Genomic DNA, 15,338 nt, shown 5'->3' on the forward strand with positions numbered 1-15,338 from the left:
GAGCGGGCCGGAATGGGGCGGGGCGTCGACACGGCGCCCCGCCCTCAGTCCTCGCGCTCGCGGGCCCTCCGGGTCTCGCGGTCGTTCGCCTTCCGGATCCCCGCGACCAGCTCGTCCTTGGTCATGCGGCTGCGTCCGGGCACGTCGAGGCGGCGCGCGACCTCCATGAGGTGCGCCTTCGAGGCGTTCGCGTCGACCCCGCCCTGGGTCCCCGCGCCGCGTCGCTCGGCGCCGTCGTCCGACGGGCCCTTCTCGTCCTTGGGCTCCCAGTGGTCGCCGACCTTCTCGAAGCCGTGCTTGAGCGCGGCGTAGGCGGTGCGCTCGGCGCGCTCGCCGGATCCGTACTGCTCCTCGGCCGCCGCGTGCGCCGCCGACCAGGTGGCCTGCGCGTGCTCGGGGGAGCGGCGGATGGTGCTCGGCATGTCGTCGTCGGGGGCCATGCATCCTCCTCGTGCTCGATGCGGGCGCCGCGCACCCGCCGTCCCTCCACCCTGCCCCTCCGTCGGCCGGCCGGCCGGCCTCGGCCCTCCCGCTCGTGCGCAGGGGATGATGGACCCATGGCGTCTCCGCTCCACCCCCGCACCCCGTCCGTCCTCCGTCGCGCCGCGCTCGCCGCGTCCGCCGCCGCGCTCGTGGTCGGGGGCGCGCTGATCCCCGCGGGCGCCGCCTCCGCGCACGACCGGCTCGTGGGATCCACGCCGGCGGCCGACGCCACGGTCACGTCCGAGCCCGGCACCATCGCCCTCGACTTCAGCGAGGACCTGCTCTCGCTCGACGCGCAGAACTCCGGCTTCGCGATCCAGGTGGTCAACGCGTCGGACGGCTCCTTCCACGAGGACGGCTGCGTGGCGGTCGACGGCACCACGGCCACGAGCCGCATCGCGCTCGGCACGGCCGGCACCTACCAGGTCACCTGGCGCGCGGTCTCGAGCGACAGCCACCCCATCGACGGCACCTACTCCTTCACCTACGCACCCGAGGGCGACACGGCCGGCACCCCGGCGGTCCTCGCCGCACCCGCGTGCGGGGACGCCTGGGCGGGCAGCGAGCCCACCCCGACGCCCGAGCCCGAGGGCACCATGACGACGCAGGGCGCGGAGTCGGCGGCGCCCACGCCGACCTCGGACGCGCAGTCCGGCGAGTCCGTCCCGATCGCCGACGCGGCCGAGGACACCCCGGTCTGGGTCTTCGTGCTCATCGGCTTCGTGATCCTCGCGGCCGCCGTCCTCGTGGTGCTCGGCGTCGTGCGCCGGTCGTCGCGCCGGTTCCCCGGCGAGGACGGCCGGAGCGTCGGCGGACCGCTCGACGGCGCCGGCGACCCGCGCTGACCGCGGCGACGGGGCGGGTATCCCGCGGGCCGGCTAGGCCCGGTCGTCGGAGCCGAGCGCGCGGCGGAGGGCCGTGAGGTCGTCGCCGTCGAGCGTGCCGGCGAAGCGCAGGAGGGCGGCCTCCCGGTCCTTCGTGGCCGCGAGCGCGCCGGACATGAGCGACGCCGCGTGGTCGGTGCGCGAGCGCGCGGGCGCGAACGTGAGGGAGCGCGCCTCGTCGGAGCGGACCACCAGGCCCTTCTGCCCGAGGCGGTCGAGCACCGTGAGCACCGTCGTGAGCGCGGGGCGCGGATCCGCGATGCGCGCGACGACGTCCTTGCCGGTGAGCGGCCCGTCGGCGTCCCAGAGGGCGTCCATGATCGCGGCCTCGAGCTCGCCGCGGGGTCGCTGGCGTCCGATCGGCACGGCGGCTCCCCTCGGTTCGGGCGGCGGATGGGAAAGGTCGATCCTAACTCCGCCGGGCGCCCGCCGAGCTCCCGCGCTCAGGCACCGCGGCGTCCGATCGGGCACGATGGGGGCATGACCGATTCACAGGACCGAGAGCCCACCCCCCTCGAGCAGGCCATCGCGCGCGGCCAGGCCGGCGAGTCCGACATGACCGCCGTCCTCACCGAGTTCATCAACACCGTGGTCGTCGTGCCGACCGCCACGCCCCTGACCCCCGAGACCGACCAGCTCCAGCCGGTCCTCTTCGACCGCGACGGCGTGCCCATGCTCGCCGCCTTCACGCACGAGGACCGCATCGACGAGAAGGTGACGAGCGTCGCCGACCACGTCGCCACCATCCCCGCCGCCGAGCTCGTGCAGGCGATCCCCGAGGGCACCGGCCTCGTCATCAACGTCGGCACCACGGACGGCTTCGAGATGATGCCCGAGGGCGTCGCGCAGCTCGCCGACGACGTGCGCCGCGTCATCGACCAGGACGACGACGGCCAGCCCGGCACCGCGGCCCCGGCCGCGCCCTCGCCCGACGCCGTCTGACCCGCGCGGTCCGACCGACCACCCGACGCCGTCGCATCCGAGGAGGATGCGGCGGCGTCGTCGCGTCCGGCGTCGCGTGTCCGCCGGCGTCGCCCGGCGGACCGCCCGCGGATCGTCACACGCCGGAAACCTCCCGCTCGATATGCTGATCCCCGTAACACGGCCGCGCACGCATCGCGGGAGAGCTCCTCCGGGAGCACCGAAGGAGCAAGCCTCCCCGCCAATCTCTCAGGTCCACGTACCGCGATGCACTGGCCACTCTGAAAAGCAGCCGTCCCGCACGGCTCGCCCACGGTGAAAGCACCGTCCTCGGACGGCGCGAAGCTCTCAGGCCCATGACAGAGGGGGAGTCCCGCATCCGGCGTCCCCGCCGGAGGACACCGGAGGACTCCATGACCGACGCACCCGCCGACACCGCCGCCGAGGCGCCGCCCCGGCGATCCCCGCTGCACGCCGTGCACGAGGCCGCCGGCGCCTCCTTCACCGACTTCGCCGGCTGGCTCATGCCCGTCCGCTACACGAGCGACCTCGCCGAGCACCGCGCCGTGCGCGAGGCCGCGGGCATCTTCGACATCTCGCACATGGCCGAGATCGCCGTGGAGGGCGAGGGCGCCGGCGCGTTCCTCGACTCCGTGCTCGCCGGGAAGCTCTCCGCCATCGCCGAGTGGCAGGCGAAGTACACGCTGCTGCTGGATCCCTCGGGCGGCATCGTGGACGACCTCATCGTCTACCGCACCGGCGAGGAGTCCTTCCTCGTCGTCGCCAACGCCGGCAACCACGACCCCGTCCTCGCCGTCCTCGCCGACGCCGCCGCCGGCCTCGACGACGTGGCGGTCGACGACGCGAGCGACGACGTGGCGCTGATCGCCGTCCAGGGCCCGGTGTCCCGCGCGATCCTCGAGGCGACCGACGGCCTCCACGCCGAGGCGCCGCTCGAGGCGCTCCGCTACTACCGCGCCACGCCGGCGCGCTTCGCCGGGAAGGACGTGCTCGTCGCCCGCACCGGCTACACGGGCGAGGACGGCTACGAGCTGTACGTCGCCACCGAGGACGCCGTCGCCCTGTGGGAGGCGCTCGTCCGGGCCGGCACGCCGCTCGGCCTCCTGCCCACCGGCCTCGCCTGCCGCGACACGCTCCGCCTCGAGGCGGGCATGCCGCTCTACGGGCACGAGCTCGGCCTCCACACGCTGCCCGTGCAGGCCGGCCTCGGCAAGGTGGTCGCGCTCGCCAAGGAGGGCGACTTCCGCGGGCGCGCCGCCGTGGAGAGGGGCCCGGATCCCGTCGCCCGCGTGCTCGTCGGCCTCGTCACCGAGGGCCGCCGCGCCCCCCGCGCCGACTACCCCGTCTACGCCGAGGAGGCCGCGGGCGACTCCGCCGCGGCCCTCGAGGCCGTGATGGAGGCGACCGAGGGCGCCGTGCCGCCCGTCGGCATCGTCACGAGCGGCGCCCTGTCGCCCACGCTCGGCCACCCCGTCGCCATGGCGTACGTGGATCCCGCGCTCGCCGCCCCCGGCACGCGCCTCGCCGTCGACGTCCGCGGCACGCGCGTGCCCGCCACCGTCGTGACCCTCCCGTTCTACTCGCGAAAGGCCTCCGCATGACCGACCAGACCAGCCTCCAGTACACCGCCGAGCACGAGTGGGTGCAGGTCGACGGCGACGTCGCGACCGTCGGCATCACGGCCTACGCCGCCGACAAGCTCGGCGACGTCGTCTTCGTCGAGCTGCCCGCGGTGGGCGACGAGCTCTCCGGCGGCGAGGTCGTCGGCGAGATCGAGTCGACCAAGTCGGTCGGGGAGCTCTTCGCCCCCATCGACGGCACCGTCACCGAGGTCAACGACGACGTCGTCGCCTCGCCCGACCTCGTGAACAGCGACCCGTTCGGCGCCGGCTGGCTCGTGAAGGTGCGCTTCGAGGCGCTGCCTGCGCTCCTCAGCCACGACGAGTACGTCGCGCTGGTGGGCGAGTGACCGCCGTCGACGCCGGCACGCGCCCGGCCGCTCCCGCCCCCGTCTCCGCGCCCGACATCGCGGACGAGTCGTCCGCCTTCGCGCCCGGCGCGTTCGGGGCCCGCCACATCGGCATCGACTCCGAGGCCCGCGCCACCATGCTCGGCGTCCTCGGCCACGACTCGATCCCGTCGCTCCTCGCCGCCGCCGTGCCCGAGACGATCCAGGTCGACCGGTTCCGCACCGCCGGCGACTCCGTGCTCCCCGAGGCCGCGACCGAGCGCGACGCCCTCGCCGAGCTCCGCCGCATCGCGAGCCGCAACCGCCTGCGCACGTCGATGATCGGCCTCGGCTACCACGACACGATCACGCCCGCCGTGATCACCCGCAACGTGCTCGAGAACCCGAGCTGGTACACGGCGTACACGCCCTACCAGCCCGAGATCTCGCAGGGCCGCCTCGAGGCGCTCATCAACTTCCAGACGATGGTCGCCGAGCTCTCGGGCCTCGCGACCGCGAACGCGTCCATGCTCGACGAGGCCACGGCCGTCGTCGAGGGCATGCTGCTCGCGCGCCGCGCCTCGAAGGCCAAGACGCCGGTCTTCCTCATCGACGAGGACGCCCTGCCGCAGACGCGCGCGCTCCTCGACAGCCGCGCCGCCGCGCTCGGCATCGAGCTGGTCGCGCACGACCTCGCCACGGTGGATCCCGCGGAGCTGCCCGACGCGTTCGGCGCCTTCGTCCAGTACCCCGGCGCCTCCGGCCGCATCTGGGACCCGAGCGCGGTCATCGCGCGCGTGCACGCGTCGGGCGGCCTCGCGGTCGTCGCGGCCGACCTGCTCGCGCTCACGGTCATCACGTCGCCCGGCGAGCTGGGCGCGGACATCGCGGTCGGCACCTCGCAGCGCTTCGGCGTGCCCATGGGCTTCGGCGGCCCGCACGCCGGCTACCTCGCCGTGCGCGCCGGGCTCGAGCGGCAGATGCCCGGCCGCCTCGTCGGCGTCAGCCAGGACGCGGCCGGCCACCCCGCCTACCGCCTCTCCCTGCAGACGCGCGAGCAGCACATCCGCCGGGAGAAGGCCACGAGCAACATCTGCACCGCGCAGGTCCTCCTCGCCGTGATGGCGTCGATGTACGCCGTCTACCACGGGGCGAAGGGCCTCCGCGTGATCGCGCGCCAGGCCAACCGGGGCGCCCGCCGCCTCGTCCGGTCGCTGGCGTCCGTCGGCGTCGAGCCCGTCCACGCCGCGTTCTTCGACACCGTGCGGGTCTCCGTGCCCGGCCGCGCCGACGCGATCCTCGCGGCGGCCGCGGACGGCGGGGTCAACCTGCTCCGCGTCGACGCCGACACGATCGGCTTCAGCGTCGACGAGGCCACGCGCGTCGAGGACCTCCAGGTCGTCGCGCGCGCGTTCGGTGCCGAGCTCGCGGACGACGAGGGCGCGTCCGGCGACCTCTCCTCGATCCCCGAGGCGTCGATCCGCACGAGCGAGTACCTCACGCACGCCGTCTTCTCCACGCACCGCTCCGAGACCGGCATGATGCGCTACCTCAAGCGCCTGTCCGACAAGGACTACGCGCTCGACCGCGGCATGATCCCGCTCGGCTCCTGCACCATGAAGCTCAACGCGGCCACCGAGATGGAAGCCGTCACCTGGCCCGAGTTCCAGGCCATCCACCCCTTCGCGCCGGCCGACGACGTCGAGGGCTACCTCGAGCTCGTCCTCCAGCTGGAGACCTGGCTGGCCGACGTCACCGGATACGACACGGTGAGCCTCCAGCCGAACGCCGGCAGCCAGGGCGAGCTCGCGGGGCTCCTCGCGATCCGCGGCTACCACCTCGCCAACGGCGACACCCAGCGCACCGTCTGCCTCATCCCGCAGAGCGCGCACGGCACGAACGCGGCCAGCGCCGTGCTCGCCGGCATGCGCGTCGTGGTCGTCGCATGCGACGAGCTCGGCAACGTCGACGTCGCGGACCTGCGCGCCAAGATCGCCGAGAACCGCGACGCGCTCGCGGCGCTCATGATCACGTACCCCTCCACCCACGGCGTCTACGAGCACGAGGTCGGCGTGATCTGCGAGGCCGTGCACGAGGCCGGCGGCCAGGTCTACGTCGACGGCGCGAACCTGAACGCGCTCCTCGGCTTCGCCCGGTTCGGCGACTTCGGCGGCGACGTCTCGCACCTCAACCTGCACAAGACCTTCTGCATCCCGCACGGCGGCGGCGGGCCCGGCGTCGGCCCGGTCGCGGCGAAGGCGCACCTCGCGCCCTTCCTCCCCGGCCACCCGCAGGCGCAGCGCAACGTGCACGCGCTCGTGCAGGACGGCGTCGTCTCCACCATCGAGCACGGCGGCGCCCCGGTGTCGGCCGCGCCGTACGGGTCCCCGAGCATCCTCCCCATCAGCTGGGCCTACGTCCGGATGATGGGCGCCGAGGGCCTGAAGCAGGCCACCGGCGCCGCGGTGCTGTCGGCGAACTACATCGCCGCGCGCCTCCGCGACCACTACCCCGTGCTCTACGCGGGCGAGGACGGCCTCGTCGCGCACGAGTGCATCCTCGACCTCCGCCCGCTGACGGCCGCGACCGGCGTGACGGTGGACGACGTGGCCAAGCGCCTCGTCGACTACGGCTTCCACGCGCCGACGATGAGCTTCCCGGTGCCCGGCACGCTCATGGTCGAGCCCACGGAGAGCGAGGACCTCGCCGAGGTGGAGCGCTTCATCGCGGCGATGATCGGCATCAAGCAGGAGGCCGACTCCGTCGCCGCGGGCGAGTGGCCGGCGGACGACAACCCGCTGCGGAACGCGCCGCACACGGCCGAGTCGGTCATCGCGGGGGAGTGGACGCACGCGTACACGCGCGAGCGCGCCGTCTACCCGGTGTCGACCCTCGTGCGCGACAAGTACTGGCCGCCGGTGCGCCGGATCGACCAGGCCTACGGCGACCGCAACCTGTTCTGCGCCTGCCCGCCGCCGGAGGCCTTCGCCTGATCCGCGGCTGGCGCACGACGCACGCACCGACGAGGGCGGCGGGACCTCCGGGTCCCGCCGCCCTCGTCGTGCGTCCGGCCTCCGCCGACCGCGCCCGCTAGTGCTCGGTCGCCTTCTCCGCGCCGTGCCCGGTGAGCGACCGCACGTCCATCTCGGCCGCCACGAGCGGATCCTCCTTGCGCGTCGACGTCACCGTCCCGATCCAGCCCAGCAGGAACCCGACGGGGATCGACACGATCCCCGGGTTGCTCAGCGGGAACCACGAGAAGTCGGCGCCGGGGATCATCGACGTCTCGGCGCCCGACACCACGGGCGAGAACGCGATCAGCACGAGCGCCGTCCCGAGGCCGCCGTACATGCTGAGCACCGCGCCGCGCGTGGAGAACCGCCGCCAGTAGAGGGAGAACAGGATCGTCGGGAGGTTCGCGCTCGCCGCGACCGCGAAGGCGAGCGCCACGAGGAACGCCACGTTCTGCCCGTTCGCACCGATGCCCGCGAGGATCGACACGATCCCGATCACGACCACCGTGATCCGCGCGACCCGCACCTCGCCGTTGGCCGAGACCTGCCCCTTCTTGATGACGCTGCCGTACACGTCGTGCGCGAAGGACGCCGCCGCCGTGATCGTGAGCCCGGCGACCACCGCCAGGATCGTCGCGAACGCGACCGCCGCGATGATCCCCAGGAGGATCGGCCCGCCGAGCTCGAGCGCCAGCAGCGGTGCCGCGGAGTTCACGCCGCCGGGCGCCGCGAGGATCCGCTCGCTCCCGAGCAGCGCTCCCGCGCCGTAGCCGAGCACGAGGGTGAAGAGGTAGAAGATCCCGATGAGCCAGATGGCCCAGACGACGCTCCGCCTCGCCTCCTTCGCGGTCGGCACCGTGTAGAAGCGCATGAGCACGTGGGGGAGTCCCGCGGTGCCGAGCACCAGCGCGAGCGCGAGCGACAGGAAGTCGAGCTTCGTGATCCCCGTGGCCCCGTACTGGTTGCCGGGCTCGAGCACGGGCTTGTCCGCCGCGGCGGCCGCCGCGCCCAGCAGCTCGGAGATGTTGAACCCGTGGATCGCGAGCACCCACACGGTCATCACGGCGGCGCCGGCGATGAGCAGGCAGGCCTTGATGATCTGCACCCACGTCGTGCCCTTCATCCCGCCGACGAGCACGTAGACGATCATGAGCGCGCCGACCACGGCGATCACGAGCGACTGCCCGAGCCGGTCGTCGATCCCGAGCAGCAGCGAGACGAGACCGCCCGCGCCCGCCATCTGCGCGAGGAGGTAGAAGAAGCAGACCGCGAGCGTGGTGGTGGCCGCCGCCAGCCGCACGGGCCGCTGCTTCAGCCGGAAGCTCAGCACGTCGGCCATCGTGAACTTGCCCGTGTTGCGCATGAGCTCGGCCACGAGCAGGAGCGCCACGAGCCAGGCGACGAGGAACCCGATCGAGTACAGGAAGCCGTCGTAGCCGTTGATGGCGATGGCGCCCACGATCCCGAGGAACGAGGCCGCCGAGAGGTAGTCGCCTGCGATCGCGGTGCCGTTCTGGGGCCCGGTGAAGGAGCGGCCGGCCGCGTAGTAGTCAGCCGCGGTCGAGTTGTTCCGGCTCGCGCGGAAGACGATCACGAGGGTGATCACCACGAACGCCCCGAAGATCGAGATGTTGAGGACGGGATCCCCGGTGTCGGTCGTGGGCGTCGTCGCCAGGACGGCGGAGGTCGCGGCGGTCACCGCCGGCCGCCCTTCCGGCGCTTGGGCGGCGTGGTCCCGCCCGGGCCCCGGACGGCGACGCGCTCCCGCTCCTCCAGGTCGGCGCGGATCTCCGCGGCGATCGGGTCGAAGCGCGCGTTGGCCCGGCTGACGTACCAGGTGGTGATTGCGAAGGTCGTGACGAACTGCCCGAGCCCGAGCAGGATCCCGAGGTTCACGTTGCCGATGACGGGCGTGGACATGAAGTCGTGCGCGTAGTCGGACAGCAGCACGAACGCGAAGTACCAGACGAGGAACGCCACGGCGAGCGGGAAGACGAAGCTGCGGTGCTCGCGCTTCAGCTCCCGGAACCGGGCCGAGTCCTCGACCTCCAGGTAGTCGACGGCCGGCCGGGGGTCCCCGGTCGGATGAGCGGCGTCGCCCATGGGATCTCCTCGAGATGAGGCCGCACCTCGTCGTGCGGCGTTCCCAGGTTAGGCACAGGTGCGGGTGTTGCGCCAGGGTCGCGCCCCCGGGAGCGCCCGAGCGCCCGTCACGCGAACAGCCCGGGGCAGCAGCGCGAGCGCGACGGGGTAGCCCACGAAGCTCACGACGTCGAGGATCAGGTGGGCCACCACGAGGGGCGCCGTCCGGCCGAACCGCACGTAGCACCAGCCGAACACGACGCCCATGGCGACGTTCCCGAGGAACGGCCCGTAGCCCTGGTAGAGGTGGTAGCTCCCGCGCAGCACGGCGGCCACGAGGATCACGCTCCACATCCCGAGCCGGCCGCGCCCCCAGCCGAGCTGGCCGAGCCGGGTGAAGAGGTAGCCGACGACGATCACCTCCTCCTGCAGGGCCGCGCGCAGGGCGACGAGCACGAGCACCGGCACGGTCCACCAGTAGGAGTCGAGCGCGGTGGGCACCACGTCCACCGTGATCCCCAGCGCCCGGCCGGCGAAGTAGAGCCCGAGCCCCGGCACCCCGATGAGCGCGGCCAGCCCGAGCCCGGCGGCGACGTCGCGTCCCGGGCGCGCGAGGTCGAGCCCGATGCGCCGGAAGGCGCTGCGTCCCGGCTGCCACAGCAGGAAGAGGACGAGCGCCACCGGCACGAGGGCCGTGGCGACGTCGAGCAGCTGGTACAGCAGGTCGAACACCTGCCGGTCGTTCAGGCTCCGGTTGATGGTGGCGCTCTGCGATCCGAGGGACGCAGCCCGTGTGGACAGGTCGACGATGCGGAGGATCGAGTAGACGGCGCTGGCCCCGAGCGACAGCCCGAGGACGATGGCGATCTCGATCCGGAGCCGGGTCCGGACGGCTGGTCGCAGCGGCGCACGCGCGGCGCGGGGGAGGACGGGAGCGTCGGGCACGGGCCGATCCTAGGCGCGCGGAAGGCGCGCACCGTCCGTCGGCCGGACGTGGTCCGAGAGGCCCCTGACGACGCGATCCGTCGCCGCGGACGGCAGGAACGCGCGATCCCGACCGTCAGGACGCACGGATCCGGAGTCCCACGCGCGGATCCGCGCGTCCGCGTTACCGGTGTGTAACGTTTGGGCCCAGTTTTTGCAAAGACTCCCAGGCGTACCTAGGGTCGTTCATATCTGCGCGGCCGATCGCACGCACGGTGGGTCCGCGCCATTCCCATGCACAGGAGGAACATTGAAAATCAGACGCCTCGCAGCGGCTGGTGCCGTCATCGTCTCCGGTGCCCTCGTCCTCAGCGGCTGCTCTGCGCCCGCTCAGGAGTCCGAGGTCATCGACGGCTCTGAGATCACCGTGGCCTGGAACGACCCGTTCCTCGAGTACAACAACCTCTCGGCGACCGGCAACGCGACCGCCAACACGAACATCGTGTACCTCACGAACCGGTCGTTCAACTACTACGACGACGGCCCGACCCTGGTCAAGGACGAGGACTTCGGGACCTACGAGAAGGTCTCCGACGACCCGCTCGTCGTGAAGTTCACCGTCAAGGACGGCGTCAAGTGGAGCGACGGCACGCCCGTCGACGCCGCGGACATGCTGCTCAACTGGGCGGCCAACACCACGAACGTCAACACCGTCGGCGGTGACGAGGTCCAGACCGACGAGGAGACGGGCGCCGTCACCACCGGCGACGACCAGGTCTTCTTCAACTCGGGCGCCGTGGCGGACACCCGCCTCGGCCTCGTCACCGAGACCCCCGAGATCGGCGACGACGGCCGCAGCCTCACCTACACGTACGACAAGCCGTACGTCGACTGGGAGGTCGCGACCGGCAACGGCGTCGGCGTCTCCGCGCACGGCACCACGCAGCTCGCGTTCCCCGACGAGGACCTCTCGGCCGAGGACGCCAAGGACAAGCTCATCACGGCCATCCAGGACAAGGACGCCAGCGTCCTCGCCCCGGTGTCCAAGATCTGGAACGACGGCTACCGCTACTCGGACATGCCGACCGAGGCGCAGAAGACGCTGGCCACCGGCCAGTACGTCATCTCGGACCTCAAGGCGGACCAGTACGTGACGCTCACCGCGAACCCCGAGTACGTCGGCACCAAGAAGCCGAAGTACCAGAAGATCACGGTGCGCTTCATCGCCGACCCGCAGGCGCAGATCCAGGCGCTCGAGAACGGCGAGGTCTCGATCGCGTCCGGCCAGCCGACGGCTGACCTCCTCAAGCAGGTCCAGGGCCTCAGCGGCGTCGAGTACAAGGGCCAGGCCGAGGGCACCTACGAGCACGTCGACCTGCAGACCACGAACGGCGGCGCCTTCGACGCGTCGAAGTTCGGCGGCGACGCCGCCAAGGCGCAGCTCGTCCGCGAGGCCTTCTTCAAGACGCTCCCGCGCGAGGAGATCCTCGAGAAGCTGATCAAGCCCCTCCAGGAGGACGCGGAGCTCCGCAACTCGAACGTCTTCGTGCCCGGCACCGAGAACTACGAGGCCTCCGTCGAGGAGAACGGCTACGCCGACCAGACGGTCGACATCGAGGGCGCCAAGGCGCTGCTCGCCGAGGCCGGCGTCACGGGCACGATCGACGCCCGCGTCCTCTACGGCCAGGGCAACACCCGTCGCCAGCAGGAGTTCGAGCTCATGCGCCAGTCGGCCGCCCAGGCCGGCTTCAACCTCATCGACGTGAACAGCGCGACGTGGGGCGCCGACCTCTCCAGCAAGCCCGACTCGTACGACATCGCCCTCTTCGGATGGCAGTCCACGAGCCTCGCGGTCGGCGAGTCCGGCCCGAACTACCAGACCGGCGGCATCAACAACTACTACGGCTGGTCCAACCCGGAGGTCGACGACCTGTTCACGCAGCTCGACACGGAGACCGACCCGGGCAAGCAGCGCGAGATCCTCATCGAGGCGGAGAAGCTCATCCAGCAGCAGAGCTGGACGACGCCGATCTTCCAGTTCCCCGGCCTCACGGCCTGGAGCGACACGGTGTCGGGCGTCAAGCCGGCCTTCCTCTCGCCCACGTTCTTCTGGAACTTCTGGGAGTGGGCACCGGCGGATTCCTCTGCCGAGTAGCACGGATGCAGTGAGCGCCCGCCCCCGAACGGGGTGAGCGTGAGGGTGCCGAGGCCACCTGGCTTCGGCACCCTCTCCATGTCCGTTGCCGATTCGTGATCCGCGGATCCGGCCGCGTATGCTCTCGTCGGGTCGGGTCACGAGCCCTGGCCGAACACAGAAAGGGACGTCGTCGCCCTGTGCTTACCTTCGTCTTGAGACGCCTCGTCGCGTCGTTCTTCGTCCTCCTGGGCGCCAGCTTCATCATCTACAACCTGGCCGCCAACTCGGGTGATCCGCTCCAGGACCTGCGCGAGTCGCCGTCACCCAATCGCGACGCCCTGATCGCCGCACGGACCGAGGCGCTGGACCTCGACGTCCCGTCGCCTCTTCGCTACTTCCTCTGGCTCGCGGGCGTGCTCAAGGTGTTCATCGGCCAGATCGACCTGGGTCGCGCCATCGACGGCCGCGAGGTCAACGAGATGATCGCCACGGCGGCCGCCCAGACCATCCAGCTCGTGACCATCGCCACCGTCATCGCCGTGTTCATCGGCGTGGCCATCGGAATGACGACCGCACTCCGCCAGTACAGCGGCTACGACTACACGATCACCTTCTCGTCGTTCCTCTTCTTCTCCCTCCCCGTCTTCTTCGTGGCCGTGCTCCTCAAGCAGTACGTCGCCATCGGATTCAACGACTTCCTCGTGGACCCGTCGATCCCGCCGGTCGTGATCGTGCTGCTGTCGCTCCTCTCCGGCTTCGTCTGGATGAGCATCATCGGCGGCGACCCGAAGCCCCGGCTCATCGTCTTCGGCTCGGCCACGGTCATCACCGCGGTCGTGCTCACCTACCTCGTGCTCACCGACTGGTTCTCGCGCCCCGGGCTCGGCATCCTCCTCATCGCCGCCCTCGGCGCGCTCGTCGCGGTGCTCATCACCTCGCTGTCCACCGGGCTGCGCAACCGGCGCGCCCTGTACTCCGCGCTCGGCATGGCCGCGCTCGGCGCCGCCCTCTGGTACCCGCTGCAGTACGTGCTGACGGTGTCCGCTCCCTGGTGGATCACGCTCGTGCTGATCGCCGCGTTCGTCGTCGTCGGCATCGTGGTCGGCTACCTCGTCGGCCAGAACGACAAGCCCATCGTCGCTCGCGGCGCCGCCATCACCGGCGGGCTCGTCGCCCTGCTGATCATCGTCGACCGCGTCATGCAGGTGTGGCCGGACTACGTGCAGAACACGCGCGGCCGTCCCATCGCCACGGTCGGCGCCGTCACCCCGGGTCTCAACGGCTCGGTCTGGCAGGGCATGCTCGACAGCTACACGCACCTCCTCCTCCCCACCATCGCGCTCCTGCTCATCTCGGTGGCCAGCTACTCGCGCTACTCGCGGGCGAGCCTCCTCGAGGTGATGAACCAGGACTACGTGCGCACCGCGCGCGCGAAGGGCCTCACGGAGCGCACCGTGATCATGCGCCACGCGTTCCGCAACGCGATGATCCCCGTCGCCACCGTCATCGCGTTCGACGTCGGCGCCCTCATCGGCGGTGCGGTGATCACGGAGACGATCTTCGCGTGGAAGGGGATGGGCTCGATCTTCCAGGACGCCCTCCGGACCACCGACCTCAACCCCCTGATGGGCTTCATCCTGATCACCAGCATCCTGACCGTGATCTTCAACATGCTGGCCGACATCCTCTACTCGGTCCTCGATCCTCGAATCCGGGTGAGCTGACACATGACGAACGCACTGATGGGGAACCCCAACGACCCCCACAACGACCCGAACCTCCCCGAGGGCGGCGCGAACTCCGAGCTGACCATCGAGCAGCGCGAGATCGAGGGCCTCAGCCAGGGGACCGTGGTCCGCCGCCGGTTCCTGCGCCACAAGGGCGCCATGACGGCCCTCGTGGTGCTGGTGCTGGTCGCGATCCTCGTGTACTCCAGCGTCGGCATCCAGTTCTTCGGGCTGCGCATCCCCGGCTGGTGGATGTGGAACTACGAGGACGTGTCGCCGATCGTGCAGGGCGGCGACCCCACCTGGGTGCTCCCGTTCCAGTTCGGCGCGCACCCCTTCGGCCAGGACGAGATCGGGCGCGACATCTTCGCGCGGGTCATGCGCGGCACGCAGCAGTCCATCGTCGTCATGGTCGTCTACGGCATCATCGCGGCGTTCCTGGGCATCGTGGTGGGGGCGATCTCCGGCTTCTTCCGTGGCTGGGTCGACTCGGTCCTCATGCGCTTCACGGACCTGATCATCGTCATCCCCGTCATCGTCATCGCGGCGGTCCTGGGCCGGACGTTCGGCAGCCTCGGCGCTGCGGTGCTGGGCCTGGTGCTCGGTCTCGTCGGCTGGCCGAGCCTCGCCCGCCTCGTGCGCGGCGAGTTCCTCAGCCTCCGCGAGCGGGAGTTCGTGGATGCGGCTCGCGTGGCAGGGGCGTCCAGCAGCCGCATCGTATTCCGGCACATCCTGCCGAACGCCATCGGCGTCGTCATCGTGTCGACCACCCTCCTGATGAGCGCGGCGATCCTGCTCGAGGCGGCGCTCTCCTACCTGGGCTTCGGCATCAAGAAGCCCGACGTCTCCCTCGGCCAGATCATCAACGAGTACCAGGGCGCGTTCTCGACCCGTCCATGGCTGTTCTGGTTCCCGGGCCTGTTCATCATCGTCATCGCGCTGTGCATCAACTTCATCGGGGACGGCTTGCGCGACGCGTTCGACCCGCGCCAGCGCCGCATGCCGGGCGGACAGGGCCCCTACCGCCAGATGTTCGCGATGCTCACGGGCCGCGGCGGACGGGACTCCGGTCCGAAGGCCGGATCCGGCGCCGAGGGCGTGCGCGTGCCGCCGCCCGTCGGGTCCGCCCGACCGGGCGCCCAGGCCGACGGTCCCGCCGAGGGCCAGGCGCCCGACGGCGCGGACGGCCGATGACGG

Annotated in this window: 13 protein-coding genes and 1 riboswitch; of the genes, 8 read left to right on the plus strand and 5 right to left on the minus strand. The window is 71.6% G+C overall.

The window, feature by feature from the left end; all coding sequences use genetic code 11:
* Positions 1 to 44: 44 nt before the first annotated feature.
* On the minus strand, positions 45 to 440 hold the full coding sequence (locus tag QFZ62_RS14445; protein ID WP_307507079.1) for a ChaB family protein: 396 nt from the start codon (positions 438 to 440) through the stop codon (positions 45 to 47).
* A 117-nt stretch (positions 441 to 557) separates the two neighbouring features.
* Between QFZ62_RS14445 and QFZ62_RS14450 the strand changes: the two genes are divergently transcribed.
* On the plus strand, positions 558 to 1,328 hold the full coding sequence (locus QFZ62_RS14450) for a copper resistance protein CopC (RefSeq protein WP_307507083.1): 771 nt from the start codon (positions 558 to 560) through the stop codon (positions 1,326 to 1,328).
* Between the two features lie 33 nt (positions 1,329 to 1,361).
* Here QFZ62_RS14450 and QFZ62_RS14455 read toward each other — a convergent pair whose 3' ends face one another.
* On the minus strand, positions 1,362 to 1,733 hold the full coding sequence (locus QFZ62_RS14455; protein WP_307507086.1) for a BlaI/MecI/CopY family transcriptional regulator: 372 nt from the start codon (positions 1,731 to 1,733) through the stop codon (positions 1,362 to 1,364).
* A gap of 114 nt (positions 1,734 to 1,847) precedes the next feature.
* Between QFZ62_RS14455 and QFZ62_RS14460 the strand changes: the two genes are divergently transcribed.
* The 4 genes from QFZ62_RS14460 (at position 1,848) to gcvP (ending at position 7,250) form a co-directional block, all read left to right on the plus strand.
* Entirely contained in the window at positions 1,848 to 2,309 is a 462-nt protein-coding gene (locus tag QFZ62_RS14460) for an SseB family protein (RefSeq protein ID WP_307507088.1), read from the plus strand.
* A 167-nt stretch (positions 2,310 to 2,476) separates the two neighbouring features.
* Positions 2,477 to 2,563: riboswitch (glycine riboswitch) on the plus strand.
* Positions 2,564 to 2,701: 138 nt separating this feature from the next.
* Entirely contained in the window at positions 2,702 to 3,910 is a 1,209-nt protein-coding gene (gcvT, locus tag QFZ62_RS14465; protein WP_307507091.1) for a glycine cleavage system aminomethyltransferase GcvT, read from the plus strand.
* Positions 3,907 to 4,278, plus strand: coding sequence for a glycine cleavage system protein GcvH (gene gcvH, locus QFZ62_RS14470; RefSeq protein WP_119433811.1), 372 nt, complete (start codon positions 3,907 to 3,909; stop codon positions 4,276 to 4,278). Before gcvT ends, gcvH begins: the two co-directional genes overlap by 4 nt.
* A complete protein-coding gene (gene gcvP, locus QFZ62_RS14475; protein ID WP_307507095.1) occupies positions 4,275 to 7,250 on the plus strand; it encodes an aminomethyl-transferring glycine dehydrogenase in 2,976 nt (991 codons plus the stop codon). Before gcvH ends, gcvP begins: the two co-directional genes overlap by 4 nt.
* A gap of 97 nt (positions 7,251 to 7,347) precedes the next feature.
* Here gcvP and QFZ62_RS14480 read toward each other — a convergent pair whose 3' ends face one another.
* From QFZ62_RS14480 to QFZ62_RS14490, 3 genes are read right to left on the minus strand one after another with little or no spacing between them, the layout of a single operon-like run.
* Positions 7,348 to 8,970: a cation acetate symporter gene (locus QFZ62_RS14480; protein WP_307507098.1), complete on the minus strand. Its 1,623-nt coding sequence runs from the start codon at positions 8,968 to 8,970 to the stop codon at positions 7,348 to 7,350.
* Positions 8,967 to 9,374 (minus strand): DUF485 domain-containing protein, encoded by a 408-nt coding sequence (locus QFZ62_RS14485; protein ID WP_307507101.1) that lies wholly within the window; start codon positions 9,372 to 9,374, stop codon positions 8,967 to 8,969. Before QFZ62_RS14485 ends, QFZ62_RS14480 begins: the two co-directional genes overlap by 4 nt.
* A 48-nt stretch (positions 9,375 to 9,422) precedes the next feature.
* Positions 9,423 to 10,298 (minus strand): CPBP family intramembrane glutamic endopeptidase, encoded by an 876-nt coding sequence (locus QFZ62_RS14490; protein ID WP_307507102.1) that lies wholly within the window; start codon positions 10,296 to 10,298, stop codon positions 9,423 to 9,425.
* A 289-nt stretch (positions 10,299 to 10,587) separates the two neighbouring features.
* Between QFZ62_RS14490 and QFZ62_RS14495 the strand changes: the two genes are divergently transcribed.
* The 3 genes from QFZ62_RS14495 (at position 10,588) to QFZ62_RS14505 (ending at position 15,335) form a co-directional block, all read left to right on the plus strand.
* The gene (locus QFZ62_RS14495; protein WP_307507106.1) at positions 10,588 to 12,432 is read left to right on the plus strand and encodes an ABC transporter family substrate-binding protein; all 1,845 of its coding nucleotides are present in this window, start codon (positions 10,588 to 10,590) and stop codon (positions 12,430 to 12,432) included.
* Positions 12,433 to 12,611: 179 nt separating this feature from the next.
* The gene (locus QFZ62_RS14500) at positions 12,612 to 14,138 is read left to right on the plus strand and encodes an ABC transporter permease (protein ID WP_307507109.1); all 1,527 of its coding nucleotides are present in this window, start codon (positions 12,612 to 12,614) and stop codon (positions 14,136 to 14,138) included.
* A 3-nt stretch (positions 14,139 to 14,141) separates the two neighbouring features.
* Positions 14,142 to 15,335: an ABC transporter permease gene (locus QFZ62_RS14505; RefSeq protein ID WP_307507112.1), complete on the plus strand. Its 1,194-nt coding sequence runs from the start codon at positions 14,142 to 14,144 to the stop codon at positions 15,333 to 15,335.
* Positions 15,336 to 15,338: the final 3 nt, after the last annotated feature.

The sequence above is a fragment of the Clavibacter sp. B3I6 genome (assembly GCF_030816895.1).
GTDB lineage: Bacteria > Actinomycetota > Actinomycetes > Actinomycetales > Microbacteriaceae > Clavibacter.